The organism is Umezawaea endophytica (assembly GCF_025061645.1).
GTDB lineage: Bacteria > Actinomycetota > Actinomycetes > Mycobacteriales > Pseudonocardiaceae > Umezawaea > Umezawaea endophytica.
Map to the genome: position 1 here is coordinate 149,697 of NZ_JANYMP010000019.1, position 15,253 is coordinate 164,949.

Annotated in this window: 14 protein-coding genes; 5 read left to right on the forward strand and 9 right to left on the reverse strand. The window is 72.8% G+C overall.

All coding sequences use genetic code 11. The features are described from left to right. Window positions 1–39: 39 nt before the first annotated feature. The 7 genes from NZH93_RS32950 to NZH93_RS32980 all read right to left on the reverse strand — a co-directional run bounded on the left by NZH93_RS32950 (window position 40) and on the right by NZH93_RS32980 (window position 7,032). Window positions 40–1,575 (reverse strand): amino acid permease, encoded by a 1,536-nt coding sequence (locus tag NZH93_RS32950; RefSeq protein ID WP_259627171.1) that lies wholly within the window; start codon window positions 1,573–1,575, stop codon window positions 40–42. A gap of 76 nt (window positions 1,576–1,651) precedes the next feature. Further along, window positions 1,652–2,599 (reverse strand): cation diffusion facilitator family transporter, encoded by a 948-nt coding sequence (locus NZH93_RS32955; RefSeq protein WP_259627172.1) that lies wholly within the window; start codon window positions 2,597–2,599, stop codon window positions 1,652–1,654. A 64-nt stretch (window positions 2,600–2,663) separates the two neighbouring features. After that, entirely contained in the window at window positions 2,664–3,881 is a 1,218-nt protein-coding gene (gene manA, locus NZH93_RS32960) for a mannose-6-phosphate isomerase, class I (protein WP_259627222.1), read from the reverse strand. A 25-nt stretch (window positions 3,882–3,906) separates the two neighbouring features. Further along, on the reverse strand, window positions 3,907–4,983 hold the full coding sequence (locus NZH93_RS32965) for an SIS domain-containing protein (RefSeq protein ID WP_259627173.1): 1,077 nt from the start codon (window positions 4,981–4,983) through the stop codon (window positions 3,907–3,909). A gap of 6 nt (window positions 4,984–4,989) precedes the next feature. Next, window positions 4,990–5,205: a Trm112 family protein gene (locus NZH93_RS32970; protein WP_259627174.1), complete on the reverse strand. Its 216-nt coding sequence runs from the start codon at window positions 5,203–5,205 to the stop codon at window positions 4,990–4,992. A 16-nt stretch (window positions 5,206–5,221) separates the two neighbouring features. Next, a complete protein-coding gene (locus NZH93_RS32975) occupies window positions 5,222–6,574 on the reverse strand; it encodes a phosphomannomutase/phosphoglucomutase (protein WP_259627175.1) in 1,353 nt (450 codons plus the stop codon). Window positions 6,575–6,660: 86 nt separating this feature from the next. Further along, window positions 6,661–7,032, reverse strand: coding sequence for a DUF3499 domain-containing protein (locus NZH93_RS32980; RefSeq protein ID WP_106187360.1), 372 nt, complete (start codon window positions 7,030–7,032; stop codon window positions 6,661–6,663). A gap of 136 nt (window positions 7,033–7,168) precedes the next feature. On the opposite strand from NZH93_RS32980, the gene NZH93_RS32985 reads away from it, so the two are divergent. After that, complete coding sequence (locus NZH93_RS32985; protein WP_259627176.1) at window positions 7,169–7,633, forward strand: metallopeptidase family protein; 465 nt, start codon at window positions 7,169–7,171, stop codon at window positions 7,631–7,633. Here NZH93_RS32985 and NZH93_RS32990 read toward each other — a convergent pair. Beyond that, window positions 7,617–10,958, reverse strand: coding sequence for a glycosyltransferase family 2 protein (locus NZH93_RS32990; RefSeq protein WP_259627177.1), 3,342 nt, complete (start codon window positions 10,956–10,958; stop codon window positions 7,617–7,619). The two genes, NZH93_RS32985 and NZH93_RS32990, sit on opposite strands and share 17 nt — an antisense overlap. Before the next feature lie 78 nt (window positions 10,959–11,036). Continuing rightward, on the reverse strand, window positions 11,037–11,285 hold the full coding sequence (locus NZH93_RS32995) for a WhiB family transcriptional regulator (protein ID WP_259627223.1): 249 nt from the start codon (window positions 11,283–11,285) through the stop codon (window positions 11,037–11,039). A 321-nt stretch (window positions 11,286–11,606) separates the two neighbouring features. On the opposite strand from NZH93_RS32995, the gene NZH93_RS33000 reads away from it, so the two are divergent. Genes NZH93_RS33000 through NZH93_RS33015 form a run of 4 tightly spaced genes read left to right on the forward strand, consistent with a single transcriptional unit; the run spans window position 11,607 to window position 15,233 of the window. Beyond that, window positions 11,607–12,362 carry a site-2 protease family protein gene (locus NZH93_RS33000; protein WP_259627178.1) on the forward strand — a complete coding sequence of 252 codons (756 nt, stop codon included), beginning with the start codon at window positions 11,607–11,609 and terminating at the stop codon, window positions 12,360–12,362. A gap of 39 nt (window positions 12,363–12,401) precedes the next feature. Next, window positions 12,402–13,370 carry a 2-phospho-L-lactate transferase gene (cofD, locus tag NZH93_RS33005; protein ID WP_259627179.1) on the forward strand — a complete coding sequence of 323 codons (969 nt, stop codon included), beginning with the start codon at window positions 12,402–12,404 and terminating at the stop codon, window positions 13,368–13,370. Beyond that, entirely contained in the window at window positions 13,363–14,697 is a 1,335-nt protein-coding gene (locus NZH93_RS33010) for a coenzyme F420-0:L-glutamate ligase (protein WP_259627180.1), read from the forward strand. The genes cofD and NZH93_RS33010 overlap by 8 nt, the downstream gene beginning before the upstream one ends. Beyond that, window positions 14,694–15,233: an NUDIX hydrolase gene (locus tag NZH93_RS33015; RefSeq protein ID WP_259627181.1), complete on the forward strand. Its 540-nt coding sequence runs from the start codon at window positions 14,694–14,696 to the stop codon at window positions 15,231–15,233. The genes NZH93_RS33010 and NZH93_RS33015 overlap by 4 nt, the downstream gene beginning before the upstream one ends. The last annotated feature ends 20 nt before the right edge of the window (window positions 15,234–15,253 follow it).

The window sequence follows — 15,253 nt, forward strand, 5'->3', positions numbered from 1 at the left end:
TGGGGGGGGGGGGCGCCCCCCGGCCGACCACACCGGGCGTCACGCGCGGTCGTCCGGTTTCGCCACGGGCGGCGAGGTGAGCTTGCCGCTCTCGCGCAGGGCGAGCACGGAGTGGCTCTTGCCGTAGGCGAAGTACACGACGACGCCCGCCGCCATCCAGATGAGGAACCGGACCCACGTCAACGCGGTCAGGTTCAGCATCAGCCACAGGCAGGCGAGGATCGCCAGCACCGGCACCAGCGGCACGAGCGGGGTGCGGAACCCGCGCGGCAGGTCCGGCCGGGTCTTGCGGAGGACCAGCACACCCGCCGAGACGAGGATGAACGCGAACAGCGTGCCCACGTTCACCATCTCGGCCAACTTGCCCGCCGGGAAGAAACCGGCGGCCAGCGCGATCAGCGTGCCGACCAGGATCGTGACCCTGGTGGGGGTGCCGTGCTTGCCGGTCTTCGCCAGGCCCCTGGGCAGCAGGCCGTCGCGGGACATCGCGAACAGCACGCGGGTCTGGCCGAGCATGAGGACCATGACCACGGTCGTCAGACCGGCCAGCGCGCCCACCGAGATGACGTTCGCCGCCCAGTCGACCCCGAGGTTCGCGAACGCGGTCGCCAGGTTCGCGGGCGTGCCGTCGGCGGACGTCTTGAGGTCCGTGTACGGGACCATGCCGGTGATCACCAGCGCCACCGCGACGTACAGCACGGTGACGATGATCAGCGAACCGATGATGCCGCGAGGCAGGTCGCGCTGCGGGTTGCGGGTCTCCTCGGCGGCCGTGGCCACCACGTCGAAACCGATGAACGCGAAGAACACCAGCGACGCGGCGGCGAGCATGCCGTACACGCCGAACGTGCTGCCCTCCTGGCCGGTGATCAGCGAGAACAGCGACTGCTCCAGCCCACTGGACCCGACGCCCGTGCCACCGGTCTCGGCGGGCGGGACGTACGGCGAGTAGTTCGAGGCCTTGATGTAGCCGATGCCGACCACGATCACCAGCAGCACGACGAGCACCTTGACGGCCGTGATCACCTGGCTGACGCGCGACGACAGCTTCGTGCCGAGCACCAGCAGCACGGTGAGGGCGACGACCAGCAGCACGGCGCCCCAGTCGAAGTCGACCGACCCGACGGAGACCGTGGTCTTGGCGTCCAGCCCCACCTGCGCCAGCACGATCTGGAGGTAGGACGACCAGCCCTTCGCCACGGCGGCCGAGCCGACCGCGAACTCCAGCACCAGGTCCCAGCCGATGATCCACGCCACCAGTTCGCCGAACGTGGCGTAGGAGAACGTGTACGCGCTACCGGCCACCGGCACGGTCGACGCGAACTCGGCGTAGCAGAGCGCCGCGAGACCGCACGCGACGGCGGCCAGCACGAACGACAGCGAGACCGACGGCCCCGCCAGGTCACCCGCCGTCTGCGCGGCGACGGTGAAGATGCCCGCACCGATGACGACGGCGACGCCGAACACCATCAGGTCCCAGGACGTGAGGTCCTTGCGGAGCTTGGTGTCCGGCTCGTCGGTGTCCTCGATGGACTGCTCGATGGACTTGGTGCGCCACAGCCCGTTCCCCGGCACGGTGGTCCTCCTCTTGCAGGGTGAAGTACGACCTTTCACCCTAGGGGTCCACGCGTGCCGGGGCCTCTCGGCGAGATCAGGATCCCTCGGACGCCGATCCGGAGTTCGTCTGGCTCAGGCTGCGGTCGAGGTCCGGCTCCAGGTAGATGAGCCGGGCGGCCGGGATCTTGTTGCGCACGCGCAGCTCGGCGTCGTTGATCGCCTCGGCGGTCTCGGCCACGGTCAGGCCGGGGTTGAGGGCGATCTTGGCGGCCACCAGCAGCTCGTCCGGGCCGATGTACTGGGTGCGGATGTGGATGACGTTCTCCACCTTGCCCTTGGCCAGCTCGGCCTCCAGCACGTCCAGCTCGGCGGGCGAGGCGCCCTCGCCGATCAGCAGGCTCTTCATCTCGATGATCAGGATGATCGCGATGACGCCCAGCAGGACGCCGATGGAGATCGTGCCCAGCGCGTCCCACACCGGGTCGCCGGTGATCGTCGCGAGGCCGACGCCGATGAGGGCCAGCACCAGGCCGATGAGCGCGCCCGCGTCCTCCAGGAGCACGACGGGCAGCTCGGGCACCTTCGACTGGCGGATGAACTGCCACCAGGTCGCGTTGCCCTTGATCAGCTTGGACTCCTTGATCGCCGTCATGAAGCTGTAGGTCTCCAGGCCGATGGCGACGACCAGGATGACCACGGCGACCATCGGCGACGACAGGCCCTCGGGGTGTTGCAGCTTGTGGATGCCCTCGTACAGCGCGAACACCGAGCCGAGGGTGAACAGCATCAGCGCCACGACGAACGAGTAGAAGTACCGGTCGCGGCCGAAGCCGAACGGGTGGTTGCGCGTGGCGGCGCGCTGCGACGTCTTCTGCCCCAGCAGCAGAAGCCCCTGGTTGGACGTGTCGGCCAGCGAGTGCACCGACTCCGCGAGCATCGACGACGACCCGGTCACCAGGAAGCCGACAAACTTCGCGACGGCGATCCCGGCGTTGGCCACGAGCGCGGCGATGATCGCCTTGGTCCCGCCCCCTGCTGACAAGTGAGCCCCCTGATGAGGTCGAAAGTCCGATTTGTCGAGCCGAACCCTAACCGGCCGGGTCGCCTCAAGCCCCGGCGGTGGCCCGGAACACGAGCGCGGGTTCCCCGTTCGCGGACCTGGCAACCACGGCGGGGTCCGCCGCGGCGAGCCACATGGACTGGCCCCTGGTCAGTTCGAGTTCGCCACCGGCGCCGTCCAGGACGGACACGGTGCCGCGGACGCACAGCAGGATCTGCGGCCCGGCGTCGTCGACGCGGACGTCCACGCCCGCGGTGAGGTCCAGTCGGGAGAGTTCGAACTCCGACGACGGGGTGCGGTAGACCGCCAGGCCGGGGGTGACCTCCTCGCCGCGCTGCACGGGCATGTCGCCGCAGGTGAAGTCCAGCACGCGCAGCAGTTCCGGCACGTCGACGTGCTTGGGCGTGAGGCCGCAGCGCAGGACGTTGTCGGAGTTGGCGAGGATCTCGATGCCGGTGCCGTGCAGGTAGGCGTGCAGGTTGCCCGCGGGCAGGTGCACGGCCTCGCCCGGCTGGAGCACGAGGCGGTTGAGCAGCAGAGCGGCCAGCACACCCGCGTCACCGGGGTAGGCCTCGCCGAGTTCCAGGACCGTTCGGCACTCCAGGTCGAACTCGCCGCGCTCCTTGACGTGCAGCACGCACGCGTCCAGCACCTGTGGGAGCAGCAGGTCCAGCGCGGTCTGCGGCAGCGTGATCAACGTGGTGAACAGGGCCCGCAGGCCCTGCGCGTCCGGCTGGGCCGCGAGGAGTTCGGCGTAGGGCGCGAAGTCCGGCGCGTCGAGCGACCGGAGCAGGGCGGCGCTGCGGTGCGGGTCGCGGAACCCGGCCAGCGCGTGGAACTCCGTCAGCGCACAGATCAGCTCGGGCTTCGGCGACGGGTCCTTGTAGTTGCGGGTCGCGGCGTCCATCGGCACGCCCGCCTTCTCCTCGGCCGCGAACCCCGACGCGGCCTGCTCGGCCGACGGGTGGGCCTGCAAGCTCAGCGCCTCCTCGGCGGCGAGCACCTTCATCAGGAACGGCAGCCTGCCACCCCAGCGGGTCGCGAACACCTCGCCGAGCTGGCCCTTCGGGTCCTCCGCCAGCAGCTCCAGCAGCGACCGCTCGGCGCCGTCCGGCCCGACCACCTTCGACGGGTCGCCGGGGTGCGCGCCCATCCACAGCTCGGCCTCGGGGTGCGGTGCGGGAACGGCCTTGCCGAGCAGTTCTGAGATGGCCGTGCGCGAGCCCCACGCGTACGGCCGGATCGCGTTGTGCAGCAGTTCCACGGTCTCGTCCACTCCCTCGTCGGCGTCAGACCGCCGGTGCGTACAGCCCCGGTCCGCCCAGCTTGCCCGCGGCGAGACCCAGGTAGAGCGCGGCCAGCTCGAACCGCAGTGCGAGCAGCGCGGCGCACACGGCGTCGCCGCCGGTCACTTCCTCCGCCGGTTCGAGCACGTCGGCTCCCGGCAACGTCTCGTGCGCGGCACGACGGGCCATCTCGGCGAGCTGCCCCTGCCGCACGGCGAGCAGCAGCACCCTCACCTGACCGGTCGGCTCGTCGTCGGGGTCCGCGAACAGGTCCTCGGCCGACGTGGACTGGACGGCACGCCGGTGCAGGACCGACCTGGTGAGCGCTTGGGGGTACCCCGCCACGTCGCTCACCACACCCGCGTAGCAGGCCAGCATCGCGGCACCGTGCGCCGCCACCGCCGTCGCCGGGTGGTCGAGCCCCCACAGCAGCGGGGTGCGGTCGGCGATCCGCAGCGCCAGCGACTTCGCCGGGTTCACGAACGACTCGTGCATCGGGTGGTCGCGCTCGGCCTCGCGGTCCAGCTCGTCGGCGATCAGGCCGACGTCCGTCTTGAGCAGGCCCATCGCGTTCAACGCGACGAGCCAGCCGCCGAACGCCCGCGCGAACCCGAAGCCCTGCGGCACGGGCACCCGCGGCGGGATCAGCAGCGCGTGACCCGCGGCCGACGCGGCCACCGGCCCGTCCGGCTCGGCGGTCAGCAGCACGCGCGCGCCGCGACGGCCCGCGCGGTAGATCGACTCGGCCAGCACGGCGTCGCCGGGGTCCTCGGTGTGCGCCAGCACCACGTCCAGCGCGCCGACCCACGGCGGCAGCTCGTCCGCGACGACCACCGGCACCGGGCAGGCCGGGCCCAGCAGCGCGGACGCGAGCTTCGCGACCGACGTGCCCACACCGGGACGGGTCAGCAGGACGAGCGCGCGCGGCCGTTCCCCGAACGTCCTCGCCACGCCCAGCTCCCCCGCGACCTCCGCGGTGGCGCGGACCTGCGCCCCCGCGTGCGCGGCGGCGCGCAGCCAGCCACCGGTGTCGTTGTCACCGAGGCGGCGCGAGTCGTCCAGCAGGCTGTCGTCGAACACGCCGGGTCACCCGTCCGTCGGGTCCTGGTCGGCGTCCAGCCGCACGGCCTCGTCGAGCAGCAGCACCGGGATGCCGTCCGTGACGGGGTACGAGCGGTGGCACACCGAGCAGGTCAGGAAGTCGGCCCCCGGATCGGCGGGGGTGCCGACCAGCAGCGCGCCGTGCTCCGGGCACGGGCAGGCCAGGATCTCCAGCAACTGGGCGTCGAGTTGCACTGCCATTGGTCGTTCCCTTTCGTCAGCCGCGCACGATCGCGAGGACTTCGTCCCGCAATGCGGCGACCGCGTCGGAGTCGGCGGCTTCCACGTTCAGGCGGAGCAGCGGTTCGGTGTTGGACGCCCGCAGGTTGAACCACGAACCGTCGGGGAGCTCGACGGTGAGACCGTCCAGCTCATCGAAGGTGACGCCGTTCCGGGCCCCGAAAGTTGCCTTGATGGCCGAGATCCGGTCGGACTGGTCGGCGACGGTCGAGTTGATCTCGCCGGACGCCGAGTACCGCTCGTACTCGCGGGCCAGTTCGGACAGCGGCTCCGGCTGCTCGCCCAGCGCGGCCAGCACGTGCAGCGCGGCCAGCATGCCGGTGTCGGCGTTCCAGAACTCGCGGAAGTAGTAGTGCGCCGAGTGCTCGCCGCCGAAGATCGCGCCCGTCGTCGCCATCTCGGCCTTGATGAACGAGTGGCCCACGCGGGTGCGGACCGGCTTGCCGCCGCGCTCGGCGACGATCTCCGGGACGGCCTTGGAGGTGATCAGGTTGTGGATCACCGTGGCGCCGGGGTCCTTGGCCAGCTCGCGCACGGCCACCAGCGCGGTGATCGCGCTCGGCGAGACCGGCTCGCCGCGCTCGTCGATCACGAAGCAGCGGTCCGCGTCGCCGTCGAACGCCACACCGGCGTCCGCCCCGACCTCGACGACCTTGGCCTGGAGGTCGACCAGGTTCTTCGGGTCGAGCGGGTTCGCCTCGTGGTTCGGGAAGTTGCCGTCCAGCTCGAAGTACATCGGGACGACCTCGATGGGCAGGCCCTGGAAGACCTCGGGCACCGTGTAGCCGCCCATGCCGTTGCCCGCGTCCACGACGACCTTCAGCGGACGGCTGCCCGACAGGTCGACCAGTGCGAGCAGGTAGGCCGCGTAGTCGGCGAGCAGGTCGCGCTCGGAGCGCGTGCCCGGCGTGACGCCCTCGGCGTCCGGGACCTCGCGCTCGGCGTCCTCGCGGACCTGCGCCAGGCCCGTGTCCTGGCCGACCGGCGAGGCGCCCGCGCGGCACAGCTTGATGCCGTTGTACTCGGCCGGGTTGTGGCTCGCGGTGAACATGGCGCCGGGCAGGTCGAGCTTGCCGGACGCGAAGTACAGCATGTCCGTGCTGGCGAGGCCGATGCTGATCACGTCGACACCCTGCGCCGTCACGCCGTCGGCGAAGGCGCTCGACAGCTCGGGCGACGAGTCGCGCATGTCGTGACCGATGACGACGGCGGGACCGCCGACCAGGCGCGCGAAAGCGGCACCCAGTGCGCGGACGACGGCGGCGTCGAGCTGCTCACCCACCACACCACGCACGTCGTAGGCCTTGACGACGCCGGACAGATCGCGCACGCGGACACTCCTCGGCTGGACACACTCGGCTTCGGCAGCTCTTGACACCGCCCGGCCGGAAGCCTACCGGTGACCCGCCCGGCGACTCAGTCCTCGTGCGGATCAGGCAGTACGCGCAGGTGACCCCGCCGTATGTTGCCCGTCTGGAGGTCGCGCTGGAGATCGCGCACCTCCAGCGGCCGATCGGCCCGTCCCGCCTCGCGCACCGCCTCGGCCAACGCCGTCAGGTCGTCCACGGTCGGCTCTGGAGCCGCGAACTCACCCTGGTACCTCACGACTTCCCACCCGCGGGGGGCGGTGAGCCTCAACGCGTGCTCCTCGCACAGGTCGTAGCTGTGCGGTTCGGAGTACGTGGCGAGGGGACCGACGACAGCGGTGGAGTCCGCATAGGCATAGGTGAGCGTGGCGACTGCCGGGTTAGCGCACCCGGTTCGCGAGCACCGTCTCACGCTCCGCACGGCGGGGACGATAGCGCGTCCGGCCGCCGCCGTGTCGGAGGCACGCTGGTTTTGGCGTGGGACACCTCTCGTCCACCTGTCCGGAGGGCGGGTTTGAACACCTCCCCAGCAGGACAACTAGGCTTGAGGGGTGGTGATGGCTCGGGATTCGTGGCGACAGGGTTCTCCGCGGCGACGGAATCGCGACAGGCACGGAAGAGGCCTGCGCGGCCCGCTGTACCCGGCGACCCTCCCCGCGGCCCGGAGCAGGGCCGAGCGCTTCGACGCGCTGGTGCTCGAAGCGCTGGAGCCGATCGAGGCGCGGTGGCGGACGGAGCTGACCCAGCTCGACGTCGCGGTCGACGACGTGCCCGACGTCCAGCCGACCGACAGCGAGGACGGCGGGGTCGTCGAGGACGGCAACGTGCCGCTCGCCCGGCTCATGCCCGCCGCGTCGGACAAGTCCGGTGGGCCTTCGCGGGCGCGGATCGTGCTGTACCGCCGTCCGCTCGAAGCGCGCGCCAAGGACGGCGCCGACCTCTCCGACCTGGTGCACGACGTGCTGGTGGAGCAGGTCGCGAACTACCTCGGCCTCGACCCGGACGTCATCGACGGGGAGTAGCCGCCGCCCGTGACGGGATGGCCGTCAGCAGGGTGAACAGGACCGCTGCCGCCTGGAGCAGCAGCAACAGCTCGCGCACCGAGCCGGGCGCCTCGATCCGCACCTCGCTGGCCGTGGTCGGCACGGTGACGCCGACCTGGTGGCCCCAGACGCGGGACACCGGGGCCGGTCGTCCGTCGACCACCGCCCGCCACCCCGGTTCGTCCTCCGCGGCGAGCACGAGGACGCGGCCCTCCGGGCCTTCCGAGACGCGCATGGCGGCCGACGGCGGCCCGGACTCGACCGGGGCGATGCCGGGGACGCCGAGTTCCGTCGGCGGGCCACCACCGGAGCGGGCGCGGCGGGCGAGTTCCGGCGACAGCAGGACGGCGTTGCCCGCCGCGAGCTGGACGCGCAGCACCGGGCGGCCGTCCGTCATCGGGGGCGCGTCCGCCACGAGGTCGCCGACGGCGGCGCGCACCCGGTCGGCCGCGGGTCCGTCGGGCAGCACCACGAACGCGACCCCGGCCGTGGCGGCCTGGGCGAGCGCCAGGCGGGCGGCGTCGGGGGTGCCCTCGGTCAGGTCGCGGGTCCAGCGGTTCAGCCGGGCGGGGCTGGACGACGTCGGCGCGAGGTCGTCGTCGCCGAAGGACGGCATCCGGCCTGCCACCTGGCGGGTCCGCTCCCCCAGGACGAGCACGGCCCGGCCGGTGCGCGGCAGTTCGGCGGCGACGGTGGACGGCAGTTCGGCGCCCCCGGTCCGGAGCGGACCCTCGCGCAGGCCGAACACGCCCGAGCAGGCGAGGCCGACGACGGCCACCACGCCCGCCACGGACACCAGGTGCCGCACGCGGGCGGTGGCGGGTGGCCCGTCCCGCCCGCACGCGGCCAGGACGACCCACAGCAGGCCCCAGCCGAGCAGCACGAGCGGCGCGCCGGTCCAGCCGTACTGGGCCGGGCCGCCGGTCAGCGGGGTCATCGGCACGGCGAGCAGCGCGGCCCCGGAGAGGACGCCGAGGACGACCACGCCCAGACCGGGCAGCATCGCCCGGTTCGGCCGCAGCGCGAGCGCGCCGAACGCGGCCAGCACCACCAGCGCGCCCACGAACGGCAGCGCGCCGGGCCCACCGGGCCGCAGGGCGACCAGGTCGAGCGGACCGACCTCCGGGGTGGCCACGGCCGCCCCGGTGCCGTGCAGGACCACCACGGGGTGCTGGAGCACCACGGCGGGCCACGGCAGCAGCAGCGCCATCGGCAGCAGGACGACGGCGAACAGCCCGGCGACCCGGCGCCTGCCCTCCCCCGGCTGACCGGGGACGGCGACGAAGCCGATCAGCGCGCCCACGATCACCGCGAGGTGCACCAGTGGCGAGAACGCGCCGACCACGGCCGTGGCGAACGCGGTGCCGGACACCACCGTCAGCCACGACCGGCCGCCCGCCCCGCGCAGCACACCGAGCACGCCAGCGAACACCAGCGGCGCGAGGACGTGGACGACGACCACGTCGAGCCGCCCCTGGCTGACGGCGGAGGTCGCGGCGGGCAGCAGCCCGTACGCGGCGGCGACCACCGCCCGCACCGGGCGGCGCACCCGCACGCGCCTGCTGGCGACGTAGGCGCCCAGCGCGGCGAGCGGCGCGTCGAACAGCAGGACCAGCGCGACCACGGCGGCCGGACCGCCGAGGAACGAGCCGAGCAGGCCCAGCACCGCGAGCGTCGCGGGGGCGGGCGAGGTCGTGCCGCCGCTCACCGGGTTCCACGCGGCCAGGTAGCCGGACCACGTCTCGCCGAGCCCCTGCACGGGGAGCAGGCGACCGCCGGACAGGTCGATGCCGAGCCTGCCCGAGTTCGCCACCAGCGCGAACAGCGTGAGGCCCAGCACCAGCAGCAGCGGCGGGCCGATCAGCAGCGACCGCAGGACGCGGGCCCGGTCGACCTCGACGAAGACCAGTGCGGGTTCCGGGGCCGTGCCCCTGGGCACCGGCGACGGGCGCGGTGTGGGGCTCGGCCGCAACGCGGGCGCGAGTTCCGCCGCGTCGGTCGCGACCGGCACCACGGTCGCGGGGCGGCGCAGGCCGCTGGTCGCGCGCGCCGGGTGGCCCCGGCCGAGCACGCCCGCGGGCAGGGCGTCCGGGCCGACGACCCGGCGGCGGGTGTCCTTGCCGGACGGCGGTGGCCGCCAGCCGCTCGGCCTGCCCTCGTCCTCCGGCAGCCTGCCGAGGCTGACGTCCGCCTGGACGCGGCGGCGGATCAGGTACGAGGTGGCCGAGCGGACGGCGTTGCGGAACCTGGTCGTGCGGCTGGTGACGAGCCCGCGGACCGCGCCGGAGCCGCCGCGCCTGGCCCGGCGGGCGGCGAGCAGCCCGGCCCGGCCGCTGAGCAGGTAGCGCAGCGCGCCGAACTCGCCGCGCGCGTCCGTCCACCTGCGCAGCAGCACGAAGCCGAGCGCGCGCAGGACCTGGAGCACGGCGAGCCGGGGCAGGCCGAGCAGGAACGAGGGCGTGGACGTGTTCGCCAGGAACGTCCGGAGGCCGTGCCCCCGGTCGACGCCGCGCAGCAGCGGACCCGGCCTGGCGGCGACGGCGTCCAGCCTGCGCAGGCCGCGCGAGGCGGCGCGGACGTGCCGCATCCTCGCCACCGGGACGCACAGCACGAGGTGGCCGGCGCGGTTGGCGCGCCAGCCGAAGTCGAGGTCGTCGCGCAGCATCGGCAAGCGCTTGTCGTAGCCGCCGAGGTCCTGCCAGACGCGGCGCTTGACCAACGAGCCCGCCGAGGACACCGCGAGCGCCTCGGTGCTCTGCTCGAACCGCGCGGAGCCGCCGGAGCCGAAGCGGCTCCAGTCCGGTTCGGCAGGCCCTATCCCGGTCTGCCGGTGGCCGGAGGAGTCGGTCGAGACGCCCGCCTCGACGACGAGCCTCGGGTCGGCCCAGTCCAGGGACAGCGGGCCGAGCACGGCGGCACCCGGCGAGAGTTCGGCGGCGGCCAGCAACGAGGACAGGCAGTCCGGTTCGGGCGCGCTGTCGTCGTGCAGGAGCCAGATCCACTTGCCGGGGTCGCCCCAGCGCTGGACGGCGTGGTCGACGGCGGCGTGCACGGCGGCGGCGAAACCCGCTCCCCTCGGCATTCCGAGGACGCCGTCGAGGATCCGGTCCGGACCGTCGGCGGCCTCCGCGAGCATCTTCGCCGTGCGGTCGGTGGAACCGGTGTCGACCGCAATAACGTGACGAGGCCTCGGTTCTTGGCGGCGCAACGCTGACAGCGCGGTGCCGAGCCACTGGTCCCCGTCGTGGCAGACCAGCACGGCCAACACCGGCGCGGTACGAAGCCGCGGAGTGGTACTGCTCACCAAGTGCCCACTCCCGTGCCGCTCGCCGCCTCGCCTGTCCGCTGAGCATTCCTCACGACAGGCCGGTTCGGCGAGCTTTCACACGGCGCGCTTCTTGAGCTTCCTCCGCTCGCGTTCGGACAGGCCGCCCCAGATGCCGAAGCGCTCGTCGTGCGCCAAGGCGTACTCCAGGCATTCCGAACGCACCTCGCAGCCAAGGCAGATGCGCTTGGCCTCACGGGTGGATCCGCCCTTCTCAGGGAAGAACGCCTCCGGGTCGGTCTGCGCGCACAGGGCGCGCTCCTGCCAGTCCTGCTCGTCAGTCGGGTCGTACAACTCGGTCAGCATTCCCAGCTCCTGCGCCGGGCCCTCCAACCGGTCCACGCCACGATCCCCGTCGATTTCCTGCATACAGTCCGCCTCCTCGCCTTCCGCTCTCCCCGGTTGGCGGACACCACTCGCAGTCCCACAACAGCGAATGACACCGATGTGATTACACCTGCGTCACAGCAGGGGGTCAAGCCGAGTCCACAGGACGGGGGATATTCCCGCGAATGGCCCCAAAACCCTTGACTAGCAGCACAGACGGTGATTGGTCCCACGCTGGCAGCGATGCCCGCAGCTCCAACGGCCTAGAGGCCGCTCCGCGGGACAGGCCACACTGATGGGGTGAAGCGATCAGCGGTCCGACCCAGTCCACTGTTCCTGGGTCTGTTGGCGGTCACGGCAGCGGGGGCCGTGCTCACCACCATCGGCGTCGAAACCGGCCCCCTCGCGGTGACGGGAACCGTGCTGTTCATCCTCGGTGGATGGGCGGTTTCCTTGTGCCTGCACGAATTCGGGCACGCGATCATCGCCTACCGCGGTGGAGACTACTCGGTCGCGGGCAAGGGATACCTGACCCTCGACATCCGCCACTACACCGATCCAGTGCTGAGCATCGTGCTACCGCTGGTGCTATTGGCCTTCGGCGGAATCCCCCTTCCGGGTGGTGCCGTGTGGATCAACCACCACTCCCTGCGGTCGAAGGGGGTGCAGTCGGCGGTCTCCTTCGCGGGTCCGCTGACCAACCTCGTCCTCGGTCTGCTCCTCGCCGGATCGGTGGCAATTTTCAACCCGTCCGTGGCACTCGCGTGGGCGCTCTCGTACCTCGCGTACCTCCAGATCATCGCCTTCGTGCTCAACATGCTGCCGATCCCCGGCCTCGACGGGTGGGGCATCTGGGAGCCGTACCTGCCCTACAAGGCGCAGGAGTTCGGCGCCAAGGTCCGGCCGTGGGCGCCGCTGGCGCTGTTCGCCGCGCTGTTCGCGTTCCCCGCCGTGGCGAGCGTGTTCTTCGTGCTCGGCGAGTCCGTCTTCGAGCTCATCGGCGGTGAGATGCGGCTCGCGGGCTTCGGGCAGTTCAACTTCATGTTCTGGCGCTGACGAAACGGGGGAACCGGCCACGTGGGAGGATCGCGCCCCGTGAAGGTCGTCGTTCTGGTTGGTGGCGTTGGCGGTGCCCGGTTCCTGGTCGGCCTGAAGGCCCTCCTGGGGGCCGAGGCGGGGCACGAGGTCGTCGCGGTGGTGAACACCGGTGACGACGTGTGGATGCACGGGCTGCGGATCACGCCCGACCTCGACACGTGCATGTACACGCTCGGCGGCGGCATCGACGCCGAGCGCGGCTGGGGGCGGCAGGACGAGTCCTGGACCGTCAAGGAGGAGCTGGCCGCCTACGGCGCGGAACCCACGTGGTTCGGCCTGGGCGACCGGGACATGGCGACGCACCTCGTGCGCACGCGGATGCTCCGGGCCGGGTACCCCCTCTCCGCGGTCGTCGAGGCGCTGTGCGTCCGCTGGCAGCCGGGGGTGACCCTCCTGCCGATGTCGGACGACCGCGTGGAGACGCACGTCGTCGTCGAGCAGGACGGGGAGCGGAAGGCGATCCACTTCCAGGAGTGGTGGGTCCGCCACCGCGCCGAACTGCCCGCGAAGTCGTTCGCCTCCGTGGGCGCCGACACGGCGACGCCGGGTCCCGGCGTGCTGGACGCCATCGAGACGGCGGACGCGGTGGTCCTGGCCCCGTCCAACCCCGTCGTCAGCGTCGGGACGATCCTCGGCGTGCCCGGTGTCCGCGACGCGCTGCGGAAGACCGAAGCCGGTGTGGTCGGGCTGTCCCCGATCATCGGCGGCAAGCCGCTGCGCGGGATGGCCGACGCGTGCCTGACGGCGATCGGCGTGGAGACGACCGCGGAGGCCGTCGGCCGCCACTACGGCTCCCGCAAGTGCTCGGAGGACGGCGTGCTGGACGGCTGGCTCGTGCACACCGGCGACCGCGCCGACGTCGAGGGTGTCGCGGTCCGCGCCGTGCCGCTGCTGATGTCCGATGTGGACGCCACGGCCGCCATGGCCGCGGCGGCGCTGGACCTCGCGGGGGTCGACCTTGGCTGACCACTCCGCGCCGGGCGGCATCGAGCTGCTGCCGGTCCCCGGCCTGCCCGAGTTCCGGCCGGGCGACGACCTGGCGGCGGCGCTGGCCGACGCGGCCCCGTGGCTGCGGGACGGCGACGTGGTGGTCGTCACCAGCAAGGTCGTGTCCAAGGTGGAGGGTCGGCTCGTCACCGTCCCCACCGACCCCGAGGAGCGGGACGCGGTCCGGCGGCGGTGGGTCGAGGCCGAGTCCGTTCGCGTGCTCGCCCGCAAGTCCCGCACGCTGATCACGCAGAACAAGCTCGGCATCGTGCAGGCCGCGTCCGGCGTGGACGCGTCGAACGTCGCGGGCGACGAGATCGCCCTCCTGCCCGTCGACCCCGACGCCTCGGCGGTCGCGCTGCGCGCGGACCTGTTGGCGCGCTTGGGGGTCACGGTCGGCGTCGTCGTCACCGACACGATGGGCCGGGCGTGGCGCGTCGGCCAGACCGACGCGGCCATCGGCTCGGCGGGCCTGGCCGTCGTGCACCGCTACCGCGGCCAGGTCGACGGCCAGGGCAACGAACTGGTGGTGACCGAGGTCGCCGTGGCGGACGAGATCGCCGCCGCCGCGGACCTCGTCAAGGGCAAGCTGGGCGCGACCCCGGTCGCCGTCCTCCGTGGACTGTCCATTGAGGACGACGGCTCCACGGCCCGCGACCTGACCCGCCCGATCGAGGACGACCTGTTCCGCCTGGGGACGGAGGAGGCCATCGCCCAGGGCCGCGCCGAGGCCGTGCTGGTGCGCCGCTCCGTGCGGGCGTTCACCGACGAGCCGGTGGACCCGGCGCTGCTGCGCCGGGCCGTCGCGGCGGCGCTGACCGCGCCCGCACCGCACCACACGAGGCCGGTCCGCTTCGTGCACGTCCGCTCGCGGCGGGCCGCGCTGCTGACCGCCATGCGGGACCGGTGGGAGGCGGACCTCCGCGCGGACGGCTGGGACGACGAGCGGATCGCCCGCCGGGTCAAGCGCGGCGACCTCCTGCACGGCGCCACGGAGGTCGTGCTGCCGTTCCTCGTCCGCGAGGGCGCCCACGACTACCCCGACACCCGCCGCGCGAGCGCCGAGGTGACCATGTTCACGGTCGCGGGCGGCGCGGCCGTCCAGGGCCTGCTGGTCGCGCTGGCGGCCGAGGGCGTGGCCTCCTGCTGGGTGTCCTCGACGATCTTCTGCGCCGACGTGGTCCGCCGGGTCCTCGACCTGCCGGACGGCTGGGAGCCCCTGGGCGCCGTCGCGGTGGGCCACCCCGTGGAACCACTGGTCCCGCGCGCTCCGCGCGACCTCGACGAAGGGTTCCTGGAACTGTGACGCTGCACGCCGACGCCGTCTCCACGCTGACCGCCTGGACCCCGGCCGACCGGGAGCAGGAGGCGCTCAAGCAGGCGTACCTCGGCTTCCTGGGAGCGCGGGAGGACGCCTGCGCCCGCTCGTGCGAGCCGGGCCACCTCACCGCCTCCGCGCTGGTGCTGGACGCCACCGGGGAGCGGACGCTGCTGACCCTGCACCCGAGGGTCGGGCGCTGGCTGCAACTGGGCGGGCACTGCGAGCCCGCCGACGAGACCCTGCGGGAGGCCGCGCTGCGCGAGGCGACCGAGGAGTCGGGCATCCGCGGGCTGCGGATCGAGCAGCAGCCGATCCACCTGGACGTGCACCCGATCACCTGCTCGCTGGGGATCCCCACGAGGCACTTCGACGTGCGGTTCCTGGTGCGGGCACCGGTGGGGGCGCGGCCGGTGCGGAGCGCGGAGTCGGTGGACCTCCAGTGGTGGCCGCTGGACTCGCTGCCGGGCAACGTGGACGACCTGACGCCGATGATCGACGCGGCCCTGGCGAGGTTGCGCTAGGACGGGGCTCCGGTCACGAC